This window comes from uncultured Roseivirga sp., assembly GCF_963973945.1.
Classification (GTDB): Bacteria; Bacteroidota; Bacteroidia; order Cytophagales; family Cyclobacteriaceae; genus Roseivirga.
The window spans coordinates 232,797-254,550 of record NZ_CAXBBV010000005.1; the positions used below are offsets into that span (position 1 = coordinate 232,797).

22 protein-coding genes and 1 tRNA gene are annotated in these 21,754 nt (G+C 37.5%); 3 read left to right on the forward strand and 20 right to left on the reverse strand.

Annotation, left to right across the window (positions count from 1 at the left end; all coding sequences use genetic code 11):
- The 3 genes from AAC026_RS10945 (at position 1) to AAC026_RS10955 (ending at position 2,896) form a co-directional block, all read left to right on the forward strand.
- Positions 1 to 498 carry an HNH endonuclease gene (locus tag AAC026_RS10945; protein WP_339608851.1) on the forward strand — a complete coding sequence of 166 codons (498 nt, stop codon included), beginning with the start codon at positions 1 to 3 and terminating at the stop codon, positions 496 to 498.
- Positions 499 to 655: 157 nt separating this feature from the next.
- On the forward strand, positions 656 to 2,692 hold the full coding sequence (gene rpsA, locus AAC026_RS10950; protein ID WP_339697830.1) for a 30S ribosomal protein S1: 2,037 nt from the start codon (positions 656 to 658) through the stop codon (positions 2,690 to 2,692).
- A gap of 133 nt (positions 2,693 to 2,825) precedes the next feature.
- Positions 2,826 to 2,896: transfer RNA gene (locus tag AAC026_RS10955), tRNA-Cys, on the forward strand.
- Between the two features lie 423 nt (positions 2,897 to 3,319).
- Here AAC026_RS10955 and AAC026_RS10960 read toward each other — a convergent pair.
- The 20 genes from AAC026_RS10960 to AAC026_RS11055 form a co-directional block, all read right to left on the reverse strand.
- Complete coding sequence (locus AAC026_RS10960; protein ID WP_339697832.1) at positions 3,320 to 3,868, reverse strand: hypothetical protein; 549 nt, start codon at positions 3,866 to 3,868, stop codon at positions 3,320 to 3,322.
- 269 nt (positions 3,869 to 4,137) lie between these two features.
- The gene (locus AAC026_RS10965) at positions 4,138 to 4,671 is read right to left on the reverse strand and encodes a hypothetical protein (protein WP_339697833.1); all 534 of its coding nucleotides are present in this window, start codon (positions 4,669 to 4,671) and stop codon (positions 4,138 to 4,140) included.
- Between the two features lie 178 nt (positions 4,672 to 4,849).
- Positions 4,850 to 6,304, reverse strand: coding sequence for a hypothetical protein (locus tag AAC026_RS10970; RefSeq protein ID WP_339697836.1), 1,455 nt, complete (start codon positions 6,302 to 6,304; stop codon positions 4,850 to 4,852).
- A gap of 377 nt (positions 6,305 to 6,681) precedes the next feature.
- Positions 6,682 to 7,440: a hypothetical protein gene (locus AAC026_RS10975; RefSeq protein WP_339697839.1), complete on the reverse strand. Its 759-nt coding sequence runs from the start codon at positions 7,438 to 7,440 to the stop codon at positions 6,682 to 6,684.
- Between the two features lie 119 nt (positions 7,441 to 7,559).
- Positions 7,560 to 8,402 (reverse strand): hypothetical protein, encoded by an 843-nt coding sequence (locus AAC026_RS10980; protein WP_339697842.1) that lies wholly within the window; start codon positions 8,400 to 8,402, stop codon positions 7,560 to 7,562.
- A gap of 234 nt (positions 8,403 to 8,636) precedes the next feature.
- Complete coding sequence (locus AAC026_RS10985; RefSeq protein WP_339697845.1) at positions 8,637 to 9,107, reverse strand: YHS domain-containing (seleno)protein; 471 nt, start codon at positions 9,105 to 9,107, stop codon at positions 8,637 to 8,639.
- A 43-nt stretch (positions 9,108 to 9,150) separates the two neighbouring features.
- A complete protein-coding gene (locus AAC026_RS10990; RefSeq protein WP_339697848.1) occupies positions 9,151 to 9,516 on the reverse strand; it encodes a hypothetical protein in 366 nt (121 codons plus the stop codon).
- 19 nt (positions 9,517 to 9,535) lie between these two features.
- Positions 9,536 to 9,889: a hypothetical protein gene (locus tag AAC026_RS10995; RefSeq protein WP_339608489.1), complete on the reverse strand. Its 354-nt coding sequence runs from the start codon at positions 9,887 to 9,889 to the stop codon at positions 9,536 to 9,538.
- An 82-nt stretch (positions 9,890 to 9,971) separates the two neighbouring features.
- The gene (locus tag AAC026_RS11000) at positions 9,972 to 11,015 is read right to left on the reverse strand and encodes an AraC family transcriptional regulator (protein WP_339697851.1); all 1,044 of its coding nucleotides are present in this window, start codon (positions 11,013 to 11,015) and stop codon (positions 9,972 to 9,974) included.
- Between the two features lie 136 nt (positions 11,016 to 11,151).
- On the reverse strand, positions 11,152 to 11,625 hold the full coding sequence (locus AAC026_RS11005) for a GNAT family N-acetyltransferase (RefSeq protein WP_339697854.1): 474 nt from the start codon (positions 11,623 to 11,625) through the stop codon (positions 11,152 to 11,154).
- Positions 11,626 to 11,874: 249 nt separating this feature from the next.
- Entirely contained in the window at positions 11,875 to 12,801 is a 927-nt protein-coding gene (gene arsM, locus AAC026_RS11010) for an arsenite methyltransferase (protein ID WP_339697857.1), read from the reverse strand.
- Positions 12,802 to 12,812: 11 nt separating this feature from the next.
- On the reverse strand, positions 12,813 to 13,532 hold the full coding sequence (locus tag AAC026_RS11015) for a PIG-L family deacetylase (protein WP_339697860.1): 720 nt from the start codon (positions 13,530 to 13,532) through the stop codon (positions 12,813 to 12,815).
- A gap of 117 nt (positions 13,533 to 13,649) precedes the next feature.
- Positions 13,650 to 14,036, reverse strand: a complete 387-nt coding sequence (locus tag AAC026_RS11020; RefSeq protein ID WP_339697863.1) for a hypothetical protein — start codon at positions 14,034 to 14,036, stop codon at positions 13,650 to 13,652.
- A 41-nt stretch (positions 14,037 to 14,077) separates the two neighbouring features.
- The gene (locus tag AAC026_RS11025; protein ID WP_339697866.1) at positions 14,078 to 15,538 is read right to left on the reverse strand and encodes a serine hydrolase; all 1,461 of its coding nucleotides are present in this window, start codon (positions 15,536 to 15,538) and stop codon (positions 14,078 to 14,080) included.
- 108 nt (positions 15,539 to 15,646) lie between these two features.
- Positions 15,647 to 16,195: an RNA polymerase sigma factor SigZ gene (sigZ, locus tag AAC026_RS11030; protein ID WP_339608482.1), complete on the reverse strand. Its 549-nt coding sequence runs from the start codon at positions 16,193 to 16,195 to the stop codon at positions 15,647 to 15,649.
- Between the two features lie 158 nt (positions 16,196 to 16,353).
- Positions 16,354 to 16,788 carry a DUF1801 domain-containing protein gene (locus tag AAC026_RS11035; RefSeq protein ID WP_339697869.1) on the reverse strand — a complete coding sequence of 145 codons (435 nt, stop codon included), beginning with the start codon at positions 16,786 to 16,788 and terminating at the stop codon, positions 16,354 to 16,356.
- 151 nt (positions 16,789 to 16,939) lie between these two features.
- Entirely contained in the window at positions 16,940 to 17,398 is a 459-nt protein-coding gene (locus AAC026_RS11040) for a tRNA (cytidine(34)-2'-O)-methyltransferase (protein ID WP_339697872.1), read from the reverse strand.
- A 9-nt stretch (positions 17,399 to 17,407) separates the two neighbouring features.
- The gene (gene surE / locus AAC026_RS11045) at positions 17,408 to 18,244 is read right to left on the reverse strand and encodes a 5'/3'-nucleotidase SurE (protein WP_339697875.1); all 837 of its coding nucleotides are present in this window, start codon (positions 18,242 to 18,244) and stop codon (positions 17,408 to 17,410) included.
- A gap of 200 nt (positions 18,245 to 18,444) precedes the next feature.
- Positions 18,445 to 19,317, reverse strand: coding sequence for a DUF808 domain-containing protein (locus AAC026_RS11050; RefSeq protein ID WP_339697878.1), 873 nt, complete (start codon positions 19,315 to 19,317; stop codon positions 18,445 to 18,447).
- Positions 19,318 to 19,669: 352 nt separating this feature from the next.
- Entirely contained in the window at positions 19,670 to 21,169 is a 1,500-nt protein-coding gene (locus AAC026_RS11055; RefSeq protein WP_339608477.1) for a hypothetical protein, read from the reverse strand.
- Between the last annotated feature and the right edge of the window lie 585 nt (positions 21,170 to 21,754).

The following is a 21,754-nucleotide window of genomic DNA, read 5'->3' on the forward strand; positions in this document are numbered from 1 at the left end:
ATGAAGCGCGTTTTAGTTTTAAATCAGGATTATAGCCCGTTAACAGTTTGCTCTGTTGAAAGGGCTTTTCTGCTTTTATTTCTAAGCAAAGCCGACATGGTACACGATGTTCCTGACAAAGTATTGAGAACCGTAAGTGCCCAATTTCCGATGCCTTCCGTAATCAGACTTCAGAAGTATATTTATTCGCCATTTAAAAGTGTGGTACTTTCACGTCAGAATATTTTTAAAAGAGATGGACAGAAATGCCAGTATTGCGGAAGTGCCAAAAGTTTAACCTTAGATCATGTAATACCTAAATCAAGAGGAGGGAAGTCTTCTTGGCAAAACTTGGTAGCAGCCTGTAATAAATGTAACTCAGTAAAAGGCGATAAAACACCAGAAGAAGCAGGTATGCTGCTTAAAAACCGCCCTTTCAAACCGTCTTATATCATGTTTGTAAGAAACTTCAGTGGTTTAACTTCAGAGCAATGGCTCAAATACTTGAGTCTTAATTAATTCTCTATTTCTATTCTTGATTTTTAATGGATTTTCATACCTTTGCAGTCCGTTTTGAGTAAGGCGGGCTTTTCGTTAATTACGAGAGGTTATTCTAAAATAAAATCCTCCGGTTTTCGCTCTGGTTTCCGGATGGAGTAATACACAGAGTTTTTTTATGTCAGAAGAAAATAAGACAAACGAAGTAGAAGAAGTGAAAACTCCTGCTGCTGAAGTTGAAACACCAGTAGAAGCCCCTTCTACTGAGAAAGCTCCCAAAAAAGAAAAATCAATCAAAGAAGCTCCTGCTGCAAAAGTAGCTGAGGGTGACGATGCTTTCGATTGGGAAGAATTCGAGAAAAAAGGATTTGGAGAAGGTTACTCTCGTAAGAAGAGAGAAGAACTAGCTTCAATCTACGAAAACACCCTTACTACTGTAGAAGAGAAGAAGGTTGTATCGGCTACCATCGTTTCTATCAACGATAGAGATTTGGTTTTGAACATTGGTTTCAAATCTGATGGATTAGTTGGTGCTTCTGAATTCAGAGACACTCCAGGATTAAAAGTAGGTGACCAAGTAGAGGTTTACATCGAAGAGCAAGAAAACGCTTTAGGTCAATTAGTGCTTTCTAGAAGAAAAGCTAAGATCGTTAAGGCTTGGGAATTGATCCAAGATGGTTACGAGAACGACAAAGTGATCGAGGGTATGGTGAAGAGAAGAACCAAAGGTGGTTTGATCGTAGACGTATTCGGAATCGAGTCTTTCCTACCAGGTTCTCAAATCGATGTGAAGCCAATCAGAGACTTTGATGTTTTTGTAGGTAAGAAAATGGAAGTGAAAGTTGTGAAAATCAACTACACTAACGATAACGTAGTAGTATCTCACAAAATACTTATCGAGAAAGATCTTGAGAAGCAAAAAGCTAAGATTCTTGAAAACCTTGAGAAAGGTCAAGTACTCGAAGGTGTGATCAAGAACATGACTAACTTCGGTGTATTCATCGATCTTGGTGGTGTTGATGGTCTATTGCATATCACAGATATTTCTTGGGGACGTATCAACGATCCAGCTGAGGTGTTGAGCCTTGACGAAAAAGTAAACGTGGTTGTTCTTGATTTTGACGATGACAAGAAGAGAATCTCTCTTGGTATGAAGCAATTGACTGAGCACCCTTGGGATAAATTGGATGCTGGAATCGAAATCGGTTCTAAAGTTTCTGGTTCAATTGTAAATGTTGCCGATTACGGTGCATTCCTTGAGCTATTCCCTGGCGTTGAAGGTTTGATTCACGTTTCAGAAATGTCTTGGTCGCAGCACTTAAGAAACCCACAAGACTTCATCAACATTGGTGATAAACTTGATGCGGTTGTGTTGACCCTAGATAGAGAAGAAAGAAAAATGTCATTGGGTATCAAGCAATTGACTGAAGATCCTTGGACTAAGAGTGATGTATTAACGAAATACGGTGTGGGTACAAACCACAAAGGTATTGTTCGTAACCTAACTAACTTCGGCTTGTTCATCGAGCTAGAAGAAGGTATCGATGGTTTAGTACACGTTTCTGACCTTTCTTGGACTAAGAAAATCAAGCATCCATCTGAGTTTGTTAAAGTAGGCGAAGAGCTTGAAGTACAAGTATTAGAGCTTGATATTGAAAACAGAAGATTGGCCCTAGGCCATAAGCAATTGGAAGAAAACCCTTGGGATACTTTCCAATCTGTATTCAAGCAAGGTTCTACTCATAAGTGTACTGTGATTTCTAAAAATGATAAAGGAGCAACTCTAGAATTACCTTACGGTTTAGAAGGTCTTGCTACTCACAAGCATTTGAAGAAAGAAGATGGTTCTGAAGTTGAAGTAGGCGAAACTATTGATTTTGTTGTGGTTGAATTCTCTAAAGATGATAAGAGAATTGTATTGTCACATACAAACACTCATACTAAGCCAGCTCCTTCTGAAAAACCAGCTAAAGCAAGCAAACCAGCTAAAGCTAAAGCAGCGAACAAGTCTAATAACGAGGATGTTTCTACTTTAGGTGATCTTGATGCACTTTCTGCATTGAAAGCCGAAATGGAAGACAACACGAAAAAGGCTAACGCAGCTAAAAAAGCAGCAGAGGTAAAGAAAGAAAAAGCAGCCCCAAAAGCTAAGAAAGAAGCAAGTGCCGAAGAAGCACCTGCAACTGACGAAGCTTCTTCTGAAGAGGAGAAATAAGGTAAACGCTTATTCAAATACATATAAAGAAGGCACCTTAGCAATAAGGTGTCTTTTTTTGTTTTTAGGAGCTTAAAATTCAAACAAACATTGGGCACATAATCATTAATTGATATCTTTGCGCTCTCGAAAGGGCGTTGTGGCCGAGTGGCTAGGCAGAGCTCTGCAAAAGCTCGTACAGCGGTTCGAATCCGCTCAACGCCTCAAGTAAAGCATCAATCAGAAATGGTTGATGCTTTTTTGTTTTGTATGGTATAAAACCGTTGAAACGGTTAATGTTTGTATTATATGACATAGCCCGCGGTTTAAACCGTGAGCTATGTCATGAGCTTCAATAGGCAATGGTTTTAACCATTTTCACGATAAGAATATCGAAACCGAAATGTGTGTGAGAATACAGAGAATTGTGGCTGATATTGGTCATGTTTACTTCATCATAAATCATTCTTTAAAGCGAAACCGCCTATTTTCCTTCACTGAGCCTGCCTGCCGCAGGCAGGGTTACGAATGGTCTAAAGAATTAAACAAGAGAACTAAAATGTGTTTAGTGCTTGTCTAGCTACTAAGCACGGACAGAGTCCTCGAATTCATAAGTTGTCACAGGTTCGGAGAACCTGTGACAGTGGCTTAATTTTGATTGATTTCAATTACAATTAACTTATTGAAAGGTTTAGAAGGGGTCGGAGTACTTTTGAGCTTAGAGATTTCGAACCAATTATGCCCAAAATTGGAATGTAAGTCATAGAAATCTTGAGCAGTTACAGTATAGTAGATACCTAAGTCTTCTCCATTTTTATCAAAGGCTCCAATATTTAAGTTGTCAATATCTTGCAAGTCCATAGATATAGGTCGAATAAAATAACCCATTGCAAATTGGTAGTTGATCTTTTGTAGTTGGTACCCGTCAGTCCACTTTTTGTCAGTGTGTTTTGGATTAAGAACAAATAGAGAATCGCCTTGAGAAAAAGGATAAACTGAGACTTGAATTTTGGTTTCTTTTTTACTGTATGAATCAGACTTTATTGTTAAATATGGCTGAATGTGCGTAATAGGTTTTTTTGTTTTGGCGTCAACGATGCTAACCACTAAAATCCCAGAGTTGTCGAAAGGACAATGCTGTGCAAAAGCATTGACAAACGAAAATAGTAGAATGAAGAGTGAGAAAATCGACTTCATGTTGCGAATACAGGTTTTCGGAGAGCTGTTACTAGAATAAAAGTAGCCTAAATAGTCTTGATTTAGCAAGTTCCAGTGTTGAATTAATAATGCTTCCGAGATGGGTTATATGAAAAATGGCTTTCAGGCAAATCTGGAAGCTATTTCAATTTGAACTTGGTTTTGTTAATTGGCTGATTCGTTTGGTATGGTTGATTCAGTAGTCTGGTACAGACAGAGTCCTAGGATTCATAAGTTGTCACAGGTTAGGAGAACCTGCGACAGTGGTATTATCGGTAATGTTTGCGTTGGAAATTCAAGATTGTAGTAATATCAAGGTTACCATGAAGGTCCTTATGGAAAGTTAAGTCAATGGTGTATTCAATATTGTACTTTAAAAGCAGCTCGTCAAGTTCTAACTTTCTCTTCTGGGTTATTTTTATCTTCTGTCTATACTTGTTAAGTGGTCCAGATGCAAGTGGCAGAATTAAGATCCCGACTCCCATAATTGTAAGTGGTATAGTTGAGATAACTCCTTTGTCGAAAGCATAAGTACCTAAAAGATAACCTCCTAAGACTATGGCTAAGCTAATAACTATGAAAAAAATGAAGTTAGCTATTGATAATGACTTTGTTCGTTTAACTAATTCGAGTTCAGTATTGATTTCTTTAATCCTTTCTTCATAGTTGGTCTCGAATTTAATGTCTGGACATTTAGAGGTGAAGTTAGGCCTCTTGTTAGTGAGCCCACATTTTGTACCGCTCTGAATATCATAAATTTGATTGTCGCAAAGTTGACAATGTTTCGATAAATCTATTTTCATTAGTTAATGATCCACAACATTTAGAATAGGTTAGAAAATACAACCTCTATGTATTAAGTTATTTGCTCTTTTATTTCGTGTTGAAGATAATGAATGTTGTTATAAATGGGTTGAAACGGTTAAAGAAAATGGCTTCCAGGTTTATCTGGAAGCCATTTCAATTTGAATACACTACTTTCTAATTCGCTGATTCGTCTGGTATGGCATAGGTCACATAAATGCCATTATTGTCGGTGATAATACAGGTATTCCCTCTTTTACCATCTGTTCCAAACGACATTACTGTAGTTGGATTTGTAGATGGATAGGCCAATATGTACATAATGGGTACATACAGAATACTCTTCATTGGGGTAGTAATTTGAGTGCCAGCATAAATCACTTCATTGTCGTTTACCACAGTCAGTTTAACGCCCTGTTTATTGGTCATTGGTAAACCACCGAAAGCAGATAAGGGAACTGGATTAAACAGCGTATAGCCTGTTACATTATTGTTCCCCATCACTGTTCCCGTAACCGATGCGAGAGATTTGTTTGTGGCATCATATGCTTTAGTAAAAGTAAGCGTGATGGCTGGGTTGGGGATGGTCAGCTTATTTTCAGAGAAATTCATGGTAGTGTCAAAGTAGAAACCTTGAGAAGTAACTCCGTCTAATGACAAGCCAATCATTACCACATAATCATCTCCTAGCTCATTTATATATTGCGCTTGAATTGATATAAATGCAAGAGGGGCAATGGACGGAAGCGAATAATATCCACTGAATTGAGCTAAATCCTTGGCCGAATCTGGTGTAAGGTTTGGTATTTCATTCGATGCCATTACTGGAAATGAGATGGTTTGTAACGACCTTGAAACAACGGTATGGCTTGTGTTATCTACGGTCATGTTGTTACAGGCAAAACCACCTGCGGAAGCAGTACCCATAATTAGACTAATAGAGTTATTTCCTTCTGTAAATGAAAAGAAATACATATTGAGATTGTATGAAAAAGAATCTACGGTGGTTAATGTTCCGTTGCCTGTGCTGTCATATGAGATTTGATAGTTGTCTTCAATTTTCATCACTTTGACCGAAGTCTTTTTTGTGTTACTAGGACTGATGTGAAGAGGAACCGTTTCGTAATACTCGCCAATGTATTGATCATAATGAATTGGGTTATTGTAGGTAGAACCTGACACCGTTGTGGCTGTACCTCCAAAAGGAGTAATGGTTCCTGTAAAGGAAGCGATAGTTCCATTGAGCTGACCACTGTGAGTAAATGTTAGAGTAACATCAAAAGTGTTGGCTGCTGTTCCTGTCTGTTTTAAATGAGTGCCATCAAAGGTTCCAGTGAAGGGGACGCGGTAAGAGGTTTTTCCATCCATGCATATGATCAGGGCTAGATCATAAATAGGGGTGGAAGATCCGTTTTGAATATGAATGTTAGTGTCTACAGTAAAGAAAGCGCCAGGTGTATTGGTCATGGCGTAGTAGCCATTGAAGGCCATTAATGCCAATAGGTCAGGACTGGTTGTTACCTGAACTGGGTCTACATCTTTGTACTGCTCCGCAATTTGTTTGTGGTAATTGAGCAACTCGCTCATTGGGATTTCTGAAGTTGCGTTTTGCTGATTTTGTGAATTTTGCATTGGTTGGGATTTTAGTTAAAAAATTAAGTCAGTCTGTTCCCCATTCTTTCGTCCGAAAAATAACAGTGGTTATCACTTTAGCAGAAAGGGAACAGCCTTATGGAATAACCATCTCATTAAAGAGTAATTCAAATATGGTGGTTAGTGGTGAGGCTCAGTTACCTCCTAAGGGTGAGAATGATTGATACCTACAAAGTGGTGTTGCATAGGTAAAATACTTCTGAAATGGCCCATGCTTGGATCGAGAAGGTTAGTGTGCTTTTGCACTGAGGGATACATTTCTCAATTTTTTAATGAAAAGCATCCACGAATATATCTACAGTTAGGAAATCACATTTTTTGCCTTACGTCTATCAAAATATGCCATCTGATTTCGTTCAGAGGCATTTTTGGTGGTGCAGAAAGACATCCTCTGGAAACTCTTTCCACTTTAACTTTTTATCCTTTAGCGCAGGACAATTAGTGAACAGCTTCTCAAAACCTCTTTTTCTGTATTGAAAATCTGAAATCTGAAAAACCCTTTCTCCATTTACGGAAATAAAGTAGGTGTTATCCCTTAAGCCTTCAAGTGTAATAGCGCTTACTTTAGTATGCCCTGTACTTTCGGCTTCAGGATGGGCATAAACTTTAATTTTCGAGTCAAACCCCGGGTTCATTAGTTGAGAGAGCTGATATCTTTCTTGCTTTCCAGGTAGTTGAATTTTCTCAAAAAAGACCCATCCACCCTCAGGAAGTACTTCTATGAATTCTTTGTTTTTAAGGTTTCTGATGATTGGCAATAATGCCATATCGTCAAACCTAGTACTGCTGCTAGGCAAAACAGCTAGCGTTACAATGTCTTCTATATTAATGGCAAAGCGTTCGTCATTCTCTCGAATGTTGATTTTGTCCAAAGTACCATCGTTCAATGTTACTGTGCCTACACTTCCACGAATTGTGTCTCCGCTTGTGAGTACAACATAAGCCTCGTCAGCTTTATAAATTTCACTTTGAGAAAGTTTTTGAACAAAAAACTGTGCGTAACCCTGTGTTATACCTAGTATAAGGAACAAGCTGAAAAAAATGGGTTTCATAATGATCGATTGATCATCAAATTCAATAAAAAAATCTTCCGATGCAAAACCTTTTTTTGACATAGCTTTTGTAGTGAGCGCTAGTCATACTTTTCAACGTGTGTATTTAGCTGTTATGTTGAGCTTTTCTTTTTATATACACTTATGAGCCATATTCTGAATATGGCTCATAAGTGTATAGTTTACCAACAGCCGCCTTCAAAAAGCATTTGGGTTTGCGATTTGTTCACAGTAGCAACGGTTTGGTCTTTGGCAATGGTTACACAATACAAATCTGGGTTGTTAATAATGCTGAGGTTGTGCAAACTCGGTAAGGAACTTACATCTAACACCTGTAGGTTATTGGCCGAAATCCACAAGAGTTCTAATTTATCATTATTGTTTAAGTCTAGACCTTCAAGCTTATTGTCACTTAATATTAGAGTAGAAAGCTCTTTGTTTTGTGATGGGTTGAAGTCTTTAAGCTCATTGCTTTTCGCTAAAAGAGATTCGAGCGTGGGACATTTGCTTACATTAAGCACAGTAAGGTCATTCTCTTCAATGTTAAGCTCTTCAAGTTCTGGTAGTTCTAGTGTTATATTGGTTAGATAATTCCATGATAAATTGAGTTTCTTAAGTTTGGAGGTAGCATTGAGCCCATTTACAGCGGTTAACTCATTAAAATGTAGACTAAGCTCTGTTAATTCAGTATTGGCAGAAAGATCAATTGATTTAAGCTTATTGTTGTCGGCTTTAAGCGATGTTAAATTCTGAAAACCTTCAATGCCACTTAAGCTGTTAATGGCTGTAGATTCATCGTTATTTGAGAGGTCCAAAATGGTAACAGCAAGTGCATCATTTGTACTTAATCGTTTGTTGATTGTTTTATCACTATCAATTCCCAAGTCAATCAGTTTTTGTTCGAATTGTGCATCGGGAATGTCTACAAAATCGGGGTTACTGTCATCATTATTTTTACAGGCGTTGATTAATAGAATTGTACAAATAACTAATAGTGAGTGTTTTGTGAGAAATGGTTTTTTCATGCCTTAAGCGTTGTTTTTTGAATTTAAAACCATTTAGACGTTAGGTGCAAAAAAAAGGTTGGAAGGGAGGGGGCGTATGTGTGTCAGTTTATTGCATGCAAAAAAATCTAACCTAAAGGCTTTTATTGGGCATGACTGCGGTAGCTGAAACCATTTATTTTTCAGTACTTGAATTTAGCCTTTTATGAATAATTGGAAGCCATACTCAGATTGGCTCCCAATTACATTTTTGTATTAATTATGCGTTTTAGAGAGTCGTCCCCAATTTTCACTGGCCTTTTTTACTAGCGCTGCATGGTTGTTCTCTTTCAGCCAAAGTTGCTGTGCATCCAATTCTAAATTATAGAGGTATAGGAAGTACTTTCCATCTTTAGTAATAAACTTATTTGGGTCGGGACGAAACTTAGCTCCTGCATAAACCCCAAAAGCGCAATATCCACCATATTGAGGAAGGTATTTTTGAGGGTTACCGTCAAATGCTTTTTTCTGTTCGGCAGAAGTGAAGTAGTAAATCACTTTTTGATATTCTGATTTGTATTCCTTAAGCCCCTTTTGAGCTAGGCCTAAATCCAAATACGAAACAGCACTATAGCCTTGTAGCGCTATATTACTGTTATCAATATTATTGGCCATTTTATCTTGAGCGGCTAAAGAGAAAGATACTAGTAGTGCTGATAGTGTGAATATTGATCTCAAAGTTTTCATGATATTAAATTTTTAAATGTCTGTTGAATTTGTTGTTTCGATGTTAAAATAATCTAACCTCGTTTTCAGGTTTGTGTAAGCTCACTACTGTTAAAACTGCTATTCCATTAACCCAGTAATAAGTAGCGTCTATGCCTTTAAGAGAGAAGATAAACGGTGCTAAGACGAAGATTAGCCCAACTGTAAAGTCTACAATCAAATGATACTTATAGGGTACCACACGATAGAGTCCAAGTTGATGATCCGTTAAGAGTGTCAAAATAAATGCAGCAACTCCTGTGACTACAGATAGTTGATAAGCTATTACATTTGAGCTACCTAAATCCAGTATAAGTGGGAGGATCATAAGGGCAATAGCCACAGGGTAATCTAAATAAGCATGAATCTTTTTTGTTATGAATTTCATCATTCAAGCTTTTAAGATTTAATCACTGGGCGTTAAAGTATGTTTCTCCAACTACTTTGCCTTCTTCATTCCAAATTCTTCGAATGATCTCATGCCAATAGATTTTGCTACCATCCTTCATATCAAAATTGAAAGTGAATTCAGAGGCCGAAACGTTTCCATCGACTATAGAATGATGGTGGGTAATACCATTTACATTCTTAATTGCATTGAGAAAACCTTCCATTTTACCAACCATTTGTAGTTTATTAGAGGTAGTTACTGTACCATAATCGGATGTGCTTGCGTTTTCAGCAAAAAAGCTTTTGACTGCGTTTACTATATCGCCTTGCGATACTAAAGCATCCATCTCCTTTACTCGATTTTTAATGTCCATTTTCACATTGTTTTAATGATTTTGAATTATTTACAATGCAAAGATGGAGTGTGTGAGAGCTCTCTTTGGTACGAAAAATGGCCTATTGATTGTACTTTTGGTAATCTGTAGGCGTAATGCCTGTGTTATGTTTAAAGAAGGTCGAAAAGTGATTTGGCTCTTCAAAACCTAGACGGGTAGATATTTCGTGAACTTGATAGCCTTGTTGTAAGTCTTTTTTTGCCGATTTAATAAGCTGTTGTCTTATAAGTTGTCCAATGGAAATGTGGAATCGGTCTTTAACCTTTTTAGAGAATGCCTTTTCTGAAAGGTGAAATTTTTGAGCATAAAAGCTCACATTTCTTTTAGTAGAATGGAAGTCTTGTAGCAACTCGTAGAGATCTTGAATAAATCGGTCTTGCTGTTCAAAATCTATAGTATTTCTAAATGCTGACGGGGTTGTGCCTGTGTTTTGTTTGAATACTCTATTGAAATACGCAGGGTCTTTATACCCAAATTCGTAAGCAATTTCCTTTATACTGTTATCAGAAAAGGCAATCGCCTTTTTAGATTCTGTTAGTCTTTTATTACCGATTAGGTTTTTAATGGTGATGCCAATTTTCCCTTTGATTAGCGCTTGTGGGTTAATTTTCTCATGCTTAATTAGGTTTGACAGATCTACATTGGAGAGATGATTTTTGTATTGTTTATCTATAATGTCTTTAGTGTCAAATATGATATGGTACTCATCTGTATTTGCATTGAAGGGGTTTTGCCAATACCAATGTCGAGCAGAAATATCAATAATGTCTTTTGGAGCGGTAAGAACGGTTTCGCTTAGATATTTTTGACAGTCTTCACATTCAAGAAAATTTATGTACCCTAATGAAACAAGGTGTTTAAACAATACACGAACCTCTTTATTCTTGAAGATCACTTCATCGTCAATGTAAATTTGACGAACAATAAAGTCTTCGGATAGAAATTTAATGTATTGACCCTTTTCGAGAAAAATGATTTTATCTTCCCAATTAAAGTAATTTTTAAAATCGACTTGAATTGCTCCAGTACCTTTTAGGATATGCAGAATGGTGTATTTTTTGATAAAATACACTTCGTTAAGCTTTGGTGTTAATTTAGTGACCATAGTGTATAACGATTGGATTGCCTTTTCTGTAGACTGCTCTCTTTTTGCCCTATTAAGACCTATTTAATAAGAATATTATTGGAGCCATCTTTTGTTCATTTGTTAGGTGTTAGATTATTGTTTTTATTACTCCATGTCATTTAACGGGTTTGTTCAGTCTATACCGTATGAACTCTTCATTACCAACCTGATGCTTACCTTCTTTAATAAAGCCAAGTCGTAATATTCCTTGAATTCGAGTTCTGGTAGGAGGAAACAAGACTGTTATTGAGGTTAGTCCCATTTCACCAAATGCTTTGTTTATTACTTTTTTGAACAATAGTTTACCAATACCCCAGTAATTGGGGTGCAACACTAAGGCCATATCCGCTTCACCGTTTTCCATTTGTAGTCCGCCCCAGCCAGCAAATTGGCCCTTTACAATGAATGCCCAAGGGCCATAACCATGATTTTGCCAAAGGGTTTCTTTGGCTTCAATAAATTTGCTACAAGTATTTTCATCGAATTTCCCAGTCAACAGTGGCATTTGTCTTCTTACCAATTGATTATTCATTAAATCAATGATGTCAGACTTTTGAACCTCACCAAGTAGCTTAAATTCAATATCCATTTTTATTGATGTTCAGTTTGGTCACAATAGAATCTCTATATAAAAGTATAAAACACTTCATTACTCGTATAAATGTATGTTTTGTTAAATGCCGTTTTGCTGACTTTATAGTCAATATTAACCAGATTTTTAAAGTGGCAGTTCAAGTACCTAACCTTAATTCTATCATCAGGCTAACAGAGTCTGACGAATGGACTCTTTGATTATTTGAACCTTGTACTGCCACTAGTGATTTAGATGGAAAGGCCATTAACAACAGCTATTCCCGCCACTTGACTCTGTTCCACAGCAACTAGCTTTCTCTGATGTAGCACTTTCATTTTCGCTACCGCAACATCCGCTATCGCTTGTTTCGCAACAACTGCCTTCTTCTAATTTATCGGCATAAATGGTTACACTATAAATTCCTGAACCTGATTGTTGGAAGTTTTCTAGTTCTTGAAAACTGAGGTGCCTCAATAATAAATCGTCTGGTAAATCTATTTTTCGCTCTTTTTTAATCTGAATATTTTTGAACCCAGCTGATTTGATGATGCCCAAGTATTCTCCTTTTTCGCTAGCGCCCGCTACACAACCTGAATAAAGTTCTGCGGCTTCCAAAATCCCATTGGGAAGTGAGCCCACATAAACAATGTCTGAAATACTGAAGTGTCCGCCTACTTTTAGAACTCTAGATACTTCCATGAATGCCTTTTGTTTGTTTGGCACTAGGTTCATCACGCAGTTGCTTATAACCACATCTGCTACCGCATTATCAATGCTTTTCATTTCCTCAAGCTCACCCAATACAAACTCAACATTCTGATAACCTAATTTATGGTTGTTCTGTAAAGCTTTAATTACCATTTCTGGTGTCATGTCAATTCCTATTACTTTACCTGTTTCGCCTACAATTCTACGCGCTATAAAAGCATCGTTTCCAGCTCCTGAACCAAGGTCAATCACTGTATCGCCTTCGCTAATATTGGCAATTTCTGTAGGTAACCCACAGCCAAGTGAGAAGTCAGCTTCTTTTTGATAACCATCAACACCTGAGTAGTCTTCCGTCATAGAACTACTCAACTCATCTGTACTACAGCAGCCAGCGTTTGTTGAGCAGCAGCCTGCTTGGGGATTTCCTTTGGCAATATCACCATAGGCTTTTTTAATTTCGGTTTTTATCGTTTCCGTTTTCATATGGACAAAATTTAAATTGTGATTAATTCCGTAATTGATGAGAGTACTTTTGAGTGCTTTTCGTTCTCTAATTCAAAGTGAGTGTAGCTTCCGATTCTATCTATTACATTGGTGGTTTTCACCATTTCTTGGTAGGTGTCGTAGCAGAGCAGTGCTTTTTTCATGGCGCCAATGTTCGATTCACTTAATTGAAGCGTAACCGCAACATTTTCTTTTTTTGTTTGAGTTACCCGAGGAATTCCACCCTCCAAAAACATAGGTAGGCCAGTATCGATTACTGTGAAATAAGCTAGCCTTTTCCATGAGGACAATGCGTTGGGTTTGTGATAGAATAAATGCTTAATACTATGATGCAAAGCGATGTGATCGTGATGCCCGCTACCCCCATGAACGGGATATGTAATTACCACTGTAGGGTTATATTTCTCAATCCACTTTGTGAGTTCTTTCTCTAATAAGATTGGGTTGACCTTTGCAAGTCCGCCATCCTCATAGTCAAGAATTGTCATTTGAGAAATGGCCAAAGTTTGCTGAACTCTTAGCATTTCTTTCTCTCTTACAGCTCCCATTTCTTCAATGGAGAGACCCAGTTGATGCCTTACTTTAGTAGCACCACCTTTTGTAAGTGTAAGCAGAATAACTTCGTTTCCTTCTTCAATTTGTTTGTTGATTACCCCAGCTGGCCCAAAAGATTCGTCATCGGGGTGAGGAAAAATGTACATGATTTTCATTCTTTTCTTTTTGTGTTTGCCTAAACACGAAGAAGAATGGGGAAGGACGCAATAGGAGGGATTGGAACTTAACTATTTAAGGGTTTTTGAAATGTAGTGTGTCGCGTTACGGCTTGGTTATTTTTTCTTAAACCCATTCGGAAACATTACGGATAGGAGTGCGAAAATTAAAAGAAAATTGAACTCAACCCCATTTCGTCCGTCACCTACTACATACCAACCTTCTTTAAAATGGATTAACACTATTCCCATTACAAATACGAAAATGGTTATAATGGAAGCCCATTTAACATACTTATTGAACAGTAAGCAAACGGCAGCAGCCAGATGTGATAATTTGATTGCCCAAGCAATGACAAGCCCAAATGGAGCAAAACCGATTTGATTGAGGTATAAATTCCCGAAGTCATTTACACCATTACTAAGTAAGCTAGGAATACTGTGGGTCAGTAATATAATGGCAATCGCAAAGCGAAGCAGAAAGGTGTTGTTTAATGCTTTCATGAGGTTTGTGTTGGTAGATAACAACTAACAGTGAGTTTACACTAGTTATTTGTTTGCTGTTCAATAAGATCAATCATTCTTTTAGCATTGTTGTTTTCGGGGTTTAAAGCCAACGACTTTTCAAAAGTTTGTTTAGAAAGCGACAATTGGTTGTCAGCGTAATACGCTTCTCCAAGGCTGTCGAAGCAATTTGCCGACTTTGGATTTTCAGCAGCATTTAACTCGAGTATTTTAATGGCATCTTTAACCTTGTTCTTTTGTAATACAAGGTAACCGAGCGCATTGAGTGTGCTTTCATAAGAAAGAGAAGACCGCCCCTCTATTTGCGTCTCAGCTTCTGGGTTGTTGGCTTTTATGAGGTGATATTTCTCAATGGCTTCTTCTATGTTGTTTGTTAGAAATGCAGCCAATATTTCATGCTGAATTATTGCCTTTTCATCTCTTAAATTTTCATCAATTATACCTGCAACTCTATTTATAATGTCATTATGCGGAGAGAAGTACTTATATCCATTTGTGAAAATTATGATGGTTAAATCGTTCTGCACAAATTTTCTGAACCCAGTTTGTGAGCCTCCAGTAAAACCATAGGCATTGCCCCCTTTCAATGAATAGGTGTGCCATCCGTGGAGAAAGGCATCTCTTTTATTGCCAAACTCAAAAGGAGTCCACATGTTATTTTTTTGCTCATCGCTGAGCAGTTTGTTTTTATCTAATCGACTATTCCACTCAATCAATTCTCTCAATGTTATATTCACCCCATTTGCTGCATGGTACCTCTTGCCACCATAAATTTTAGAGATATTGTACCCGCCTTTTTCATTGTCAAACTCATGGCGACTGGCGCGGTTAAATGAATTGTCGCTAAGGTCTGACGAGAAGATAATATCGGCTGTACCCTTCTGAAACTGGTTGTTGATAATGAATTCATCAAGTGAGGTACCAGTCACTTTTTCAATGATTTGAGCTAGAAGCCAGTAATTGGTTTGGTTGTACTCAAACTGATTTCCTGTTTCAAAATGCATTTCTTCATTGGTTAGTCGCGACCAAATATCAGCATCTGATGTATTTCCTTCAGTGACATAAAAATCAGGTAAACCCGAAGAATGGGTAAGTAAATTCTTGATTTTTATATGCTTCCAGTGTTCAGGTAAATTTTCAAGATGTTTAGAAATATCATCTTCTAGAGAGATTTTGTGTTGTTCAATAAGTTGAAAAACCCCTGTACTAACCATTAGCTTAGTAATGGAATACACAGGGAAAAGGGTGTTTTCGCTTACAGTAGCATTAGTTTCTAAATCAGACTTTCCAAAATATTCTTCATACACAACTTTGCCATTTTTAATTACACCTAATGCTAAGCCTGGGATTTGCTGCATTTGTATTTGCTCCTGTAGGTAGGTTTCTATTTCTTTTTTGAAGTCATTTTCTTTTCGATTTCCTTCACAGGAAAAGATGAAAAGTAGGCTTGAGAGAAGTAGCGTTAGTTTGGTTGTAGTCATTAGTTTGTTTTGAATCGTTGACCTCAAAAATGGCTGAGGTTTAATTTTTTAGGTGTGAATTGGGTTTTGAAATAGGGGGAGTGAGTTTACTCCTTAAAGGAAGGCATATCAGGAACAACTACAATCTTTATCTTCAACATTCATCAAATTTCCATAGCTATCGCTTGGAAAGTTACAACAAACCAAAATGAGTTCTTTCAACTTTTCTTTTCCTCTTTGAACCCTAGATTTTGCTCCTGAGTAGGAAATGTTAAGCTCCTTGGCCAAATCTTTTTGAGAAATATTTTCTAGTTCACTTTTGATTAGCGCCTCTTGGTACTTCTCTGGCAGTTGATTAATGAATGGCTTTATGCAGCAATCTGCGATAGTGGCATTTAATGATTGAGTTTCTTCTTCTGAAAATGAAAGAGCTTGCTCCTCTGGCTCAGTTTGTCTGTTTACGTTCCGAAAATGATCGATTGTTGTATTTCGAGCAATACCATAAATGTATTGTCGCATATTCTTTGCCGCAGATACCTTTTCTAAGTTTTCAATTATTTTCAAGTATACCTCTTGTAGAATATCATCTGCGATGCTTTCATCCTTGACTTTGTTTAGAATAAATGCCCTGAGCTCGTGATTGAAATCTGTCCATATTTTTTTAATGATATCATTCATTGTTTGTTCGCAAGATTAGATTCCATGGTTAGACGGGAAGGTTTTAAAAAAGACGCAAAATTTTGTTTTCTACTTATAAGCCAGTTTGTCTTGCGCTCAATATGCAGTGGTTTTTTTACCTAATCTCGGTCACTGAGGTCCGTATTAAATGTGTACGATTAATTTCTACAAGCACATTCATGGTGTTCGTTCAGGTATGCAATAGAGTCGTTGCACATTTTCTCTAAGGTGGTAATGTCGATGTCGGAAAGCTTTTTCACATAAATACAGGCCTTGCCCATTTTGAATTTGCCGAGCTCATCTAGTAGGTACTTGTTTTCTTCGGTAGGAGAGTAGACATATAAAGAGAAGGCAGCTTTGCGAGGCGAAAAACCAATCATGGGAGCATCACCCTCATGCCCGCTTGCATATTTATAATGGTAACTTCCAAAACCAATAATTGTCGGTCCCCACATTTTAGGCTCAAACCCAGACCATTTACTCATCAGTTCAATAAGTTGGAAACTATCTGCTTTCTTTTGCTCATTTTCAACATATGAGTTAACGAAGTCAATGACTCGAACTTCCGTTTCAGCTGTTTTATTCTTTGCCATGTTTATGCTTGTTAAGCTGTCTTTTTCAAATACCTCAAGGTTTCTGGCGGAACCTGAAACCTATAAAAGTAGAAGGTAAAAATATTTTCACTGAAACTGTCCCTTTTCTTTCTTTAAGGTACTAAAGTACTATTAAGGACATGGACGAATTCTACTGCATTTTTAAACTTCGTATACCTTCATAAACCACTATGCTTACAGCATTGGCTAAGTTTAAGCTTCGGATATGAGGACTGTAAATAGGAATGTTATAAACCATGTCGGCATTTTCTGCTACAATGTTTTTGGGTAAACCAACCGACTCTTTTCCGAACACCAGAAACATTTCGTCTTGGTAATCGATAGCGCAATAATCCTGAGTTCCGTGGCTTGAAAAATACGCGAAATTTCCGCCTTTATTCTTTGCATAGAAGTCATCAATGCTGTCATAAATAAAGAGAGAAACATGCTTCCAATAGTCTAATCCAGCTCTTTTTACCCTTTTGTCATCTAACTCAAAACCAAAGGGTTTTACCAAATGTAACTTTGACCCAGAGGCCAAACTTAGCCTGCCAATATTACCCGTGTTCATTGGTATTTCTGGCTCAACCAATACAATATTAAATCCCATTGTTTATGTTTATTCTTTTTCCAGTTTCAGATCCCAATTAGTAATGGATTCTATCAGCTCAAATGCTGTCCAATCAAACTTAAGAGGGGTGATGGTAACGTAGCCTGCTTGATAGGCAAAGGTATCTGTTTGATCGTTCTTTGACTGTGCAAACCCTATTTTTTGGTTATACACCATCTTGTTATCCGTTTCGCTTTTCAGTTCATAATTCCCCATATCCAAATAAGCGTCCCCCATGGCCCTTACGGCAATGCCTTTAAGTTCTCCTGCAGGAATGTTAACGGAGAGCATGATTCCTTTTGGTGCGCCATCTTTTTGATATTTAGCTACCAGTTGAGCAATGAAGCGAGAGGTGGCTTCAGTGTTTACTCCGCGACTTTCTTGCGACACTGCAATGGCAGGAATACCATGATAAAGCCCTTCCATGGCGGCACCTATTGTGCCAGAGAGATGGGAAACGTTACCTACATTGGAACCTCGGTTAATACCAGAGATAACAAGGTCGAATGGTTTTTCTTTGCCCAATACCCGAATACCAAACCTGACGGCATCGGCAGGTTTTCCGCTTACTGCATAGCCAAGAAACTGATCGCCTTTGAATACTTTTTCAACTTCTAAAGGACCGCTATTGGTAGATTGGCTGCTGCCAGATTGGTTTTCGGCAGGTGCGGAGATAACAACTTCAACATTGGGGAGTTTTGAAATCTCGGTTTTCAAAGTACTGATCAGCGGTGATTCAATTCCATCGTCATTGGAAATAAGTATGCGATAGGTTTGGGCGACACTCAATTTCGTTAAGCAAAGTAGCAGAACTAGTGTAGGAAAGATTCTTTTCAAGTATTTCATAGTCTTTGGTTACCCGTTATTTTCTGAATGATAAACTAAGTAATTTTCCCCAATGAACAGGTATTATGACCTTTACTCTTTGGGCTTTTGTCATCGCGTTTGTTATATAGTAAACCTAATGCCTGAATTGGAAGTGAAAAAGGAGATAGTTGAATAAAAAATCCAGAAAAGTAAGGGCTTCGCGGGTTGTCTTAATTGACCTATTTCTTCTTTTTGAAAATTTTCAGTAGAGCTTTGTAAATAAACAGACATACAATTCCTACAACTAGGCCAACAATAAACTCGCCCAGCAGTGTTGGCAGGGCATGTACAAGCTCATGTATATAATGGATGTTATGTACAAATATTCCGCCCCCAACTAAAATCATTGCTATCGTTCCGACTACGGCTAGAATCCTTATTAAAACAGGTAATGTTTTTACCAAACCAGTACCAATAGTTTTTGATGCACTTGCTTTATTGTCGCTTGCAGCAATAAGCTTATAACCTAAATCGTCCATTCTCACTAACAGTGCTACAAGTCCGTAAACGCCAATGGTGGCTACTATAGCTATAAGCGTTACTACTATAATTTGGATCTTAATAGGTTCTTCAATCACAGAACCCAGTGCTATAATGACTATTTCTACTGATAGGATGAAGTCTACAATAATGGCAGATTTGATCTTTTTCTTCTCACGCTCAAGTACTTCAGCCTTTGATAGTTTTGTGAGATTAACCACTTGCTTGGTATGTTTTCTATGAAAAAGGTAGTGGTATACTTTTTCAGCACCTTCAAAAGCCAAGTACATACCACCCACTAACAGAATGGGAACAATGGCTGCGGGGAGATAAGCACTCAATAAAAAAGCAACTGGTAATATAATGAGCTTATTAAGGAAAGAACCTTTGGTTATTTTCCATAAAACGGGCAATTCTCTTGAAGAAACAAAGCCAGAGGCTTTTTCCGCATTTACGGCCAAATCATCAGCTAGAAGACCTGCTGTCTTCTTGGAGGCAACTTTGGTCATAACCGCTACGTCATCCATGAGCACTGCAATGTCATCTAATAGCGCAAAAAATCCTGAAGCCATATTATGTTTTATCTATTTTGAATAGGGTGAATTCCACTACTTTGGTAATGTGAGATAAAACTAGTGAAACTGTACAACGGCTACAACTTTCAGTTTTGCTATGTTGATGTATTTAAATCAGGTTGTTTGACGGATACCGAGACAAGCTCGGCATGACGCTCCGAACGGACCTCATTGAACCGTCATCCTGATTTCGTAGTCTTGGGAGTTTCAGGATCCGTTTGCTATTCGCTAAGATTGCAAGGCTTTGAAATTTAAAGGTTTTGATTAGTATGTCTATCGGTTTGAAACCAATTTGTCTTGCATCCTTGATACAATCGAGGATGAGTAGGGTAATTGTTTGACCCAAGTATTAGTTCTTACAGTTACCGTCTATTATATCTTGTTTTGAAGGGTTGTAAGCATTTTGAGTGACACTATATTCACCTCGTAGATTGTTGTTTTGCAGTAAGTCTTTTAGTCCACAAAAATCAATTAATTCAATGTTCTTACTAATAGTAACACTATTAGCTTGTGGGATACTGGATAGCCCATTTAAGTTTACAAGAGATTCATTATTTCTGATAGATAAAGAGCCACCACTAGAGCCAAGAGATGAAACCTTTGAAAGTGCATCTACATTAAGTAGTAGTGGGTTGTTTTCTATTGTGATATCTCCAAGGCGTCCAGTAGGACTAGAGCCCAAAGATAAGCCCTCGCTATCCCCCAGACCGTCTAGGTTTTCTAAAATTTGATTGTCTGAAATTTGTAGTTCTCCACCAATATTTTTAAGATTGTTCAAACCTTGAAGCTCTTTAAGCTTTGGGTTGTTATTGATTAATAGATAGTTTTCAATAGAAGTTAAACCTGATAATGCTTCTATATTTTCTAACAAATCGTTGTTGCGGATCATTACAAACCCGCCTACTGAGCTAATATTTGTCAAGCCATCTAAATTGACAAGAAGAGGGTTTTGTGTTACTTTTAAGTTACCACCAATCGATGTTACATTCTTAAGGGCACTAAGTGAGCCGATCAATGCGTTGCTAGATATATCTAGTTCACCTCCAACACTGATGATGCTTTCTAATGGATCTATATTCGTAAGAGCATTATTACTACTGATTCTTAAAACACCCCCCGCAGACGTAAGGTTTGCTAAGCCATCAATATTTTCCAAACTCCTGTTCGCAAATACTCTCGCATCTCCAGATACAGATTTAATCTGTGATAAGGCATCAATATTGACTAAGTTATGTGAGAAGATTATAATCAAGTCCTTAGAAATTGTTGTTAGATTTTCCAACCCAGACAAGTCGGTTATATTGTAGTTTCCTCTCAATTCCAGACTGCCTACACTTTTAAGTGAATTGAGTGAATTGAGCTTAGAGATTTGATATTCACCGTTTATTGCTAAAATACCAGTCACATGGGTATATCCTTCTGCACCAAATTCCTCTACTTCTTCTTGACTTTTTAAGGATACATTTCCATTGAATATTACATCCTCGTTTTCATCATTTACGGTGATTGTTATGTTTACATTTTCAGATGCTTCGCTATTGGAAATCCTTACCTCTCCTGTAATGATTTGATTCACTTCAAAATCAAAAGCTTCAATACTAGATACAGACAGCTGCCCTGTTGCTTGATTAATGGTGAAGGCATCAGCAGGAGTTTGAGAGACGATTGAAAAAGTTAAATTATCTCCGTTAGTAGTTGCGCTTATTGTACCTATTATTTGGTCTTGGCTAGGGTTTTCACTAATCGATACTGTAAAGTCAGAGGCCGAGATAACTATAGGTTCTGGTGTTGGTGCAGATTCTCCGCATGCAACTATAAATATGAGTAAGAGGTAAGCTACTTTTTTCATTTTAAAATAATTTTAAATCAAAAATAGAGACTAAATCAAACCTCTACTTATAATTTTTATAGATGGGCTTTTAAGCATTTAAAAGTCAGTTGTATTCACTCAATCTTTAAATCATTCACACTCTAGTGTTCGTAAATGCTTTAAATAAATATTGGTAATTGAATACTTTAACAACGTGAAAAGATGCTTACAGCATGACTTAGCTTTGGTGTTTGTGCTAATAGTATGATATATCGGACAAGCCTGCTTTACAGTCGCCCTGTAAGGGTCTTTTTTAGAAACACAAGTTGCTGGAAGCTTGTTGTTGAAGAACACATCAGGGTGGGAAACGCAGAGGTGAATTTGATAGATACCGAAACACCCCGAAGCTTCGCGGGCGGCATGACGCTCCGAACGGACCTCATTGAACCGTCACCCTGATTTTGTAGTCTTGGAAGTTTCAGGATCCGTTTGCTATTCGCTAAGATTGCAAGGCTTTGAAATTTAAAGGTTTTGATTAGTATGTCTATCGGTTTGAAACCAATTTGTCTTGCATCCTTGATACAATCGAGGATGAGTAGGGGTGGGTTGGTCTTCACAAATGTA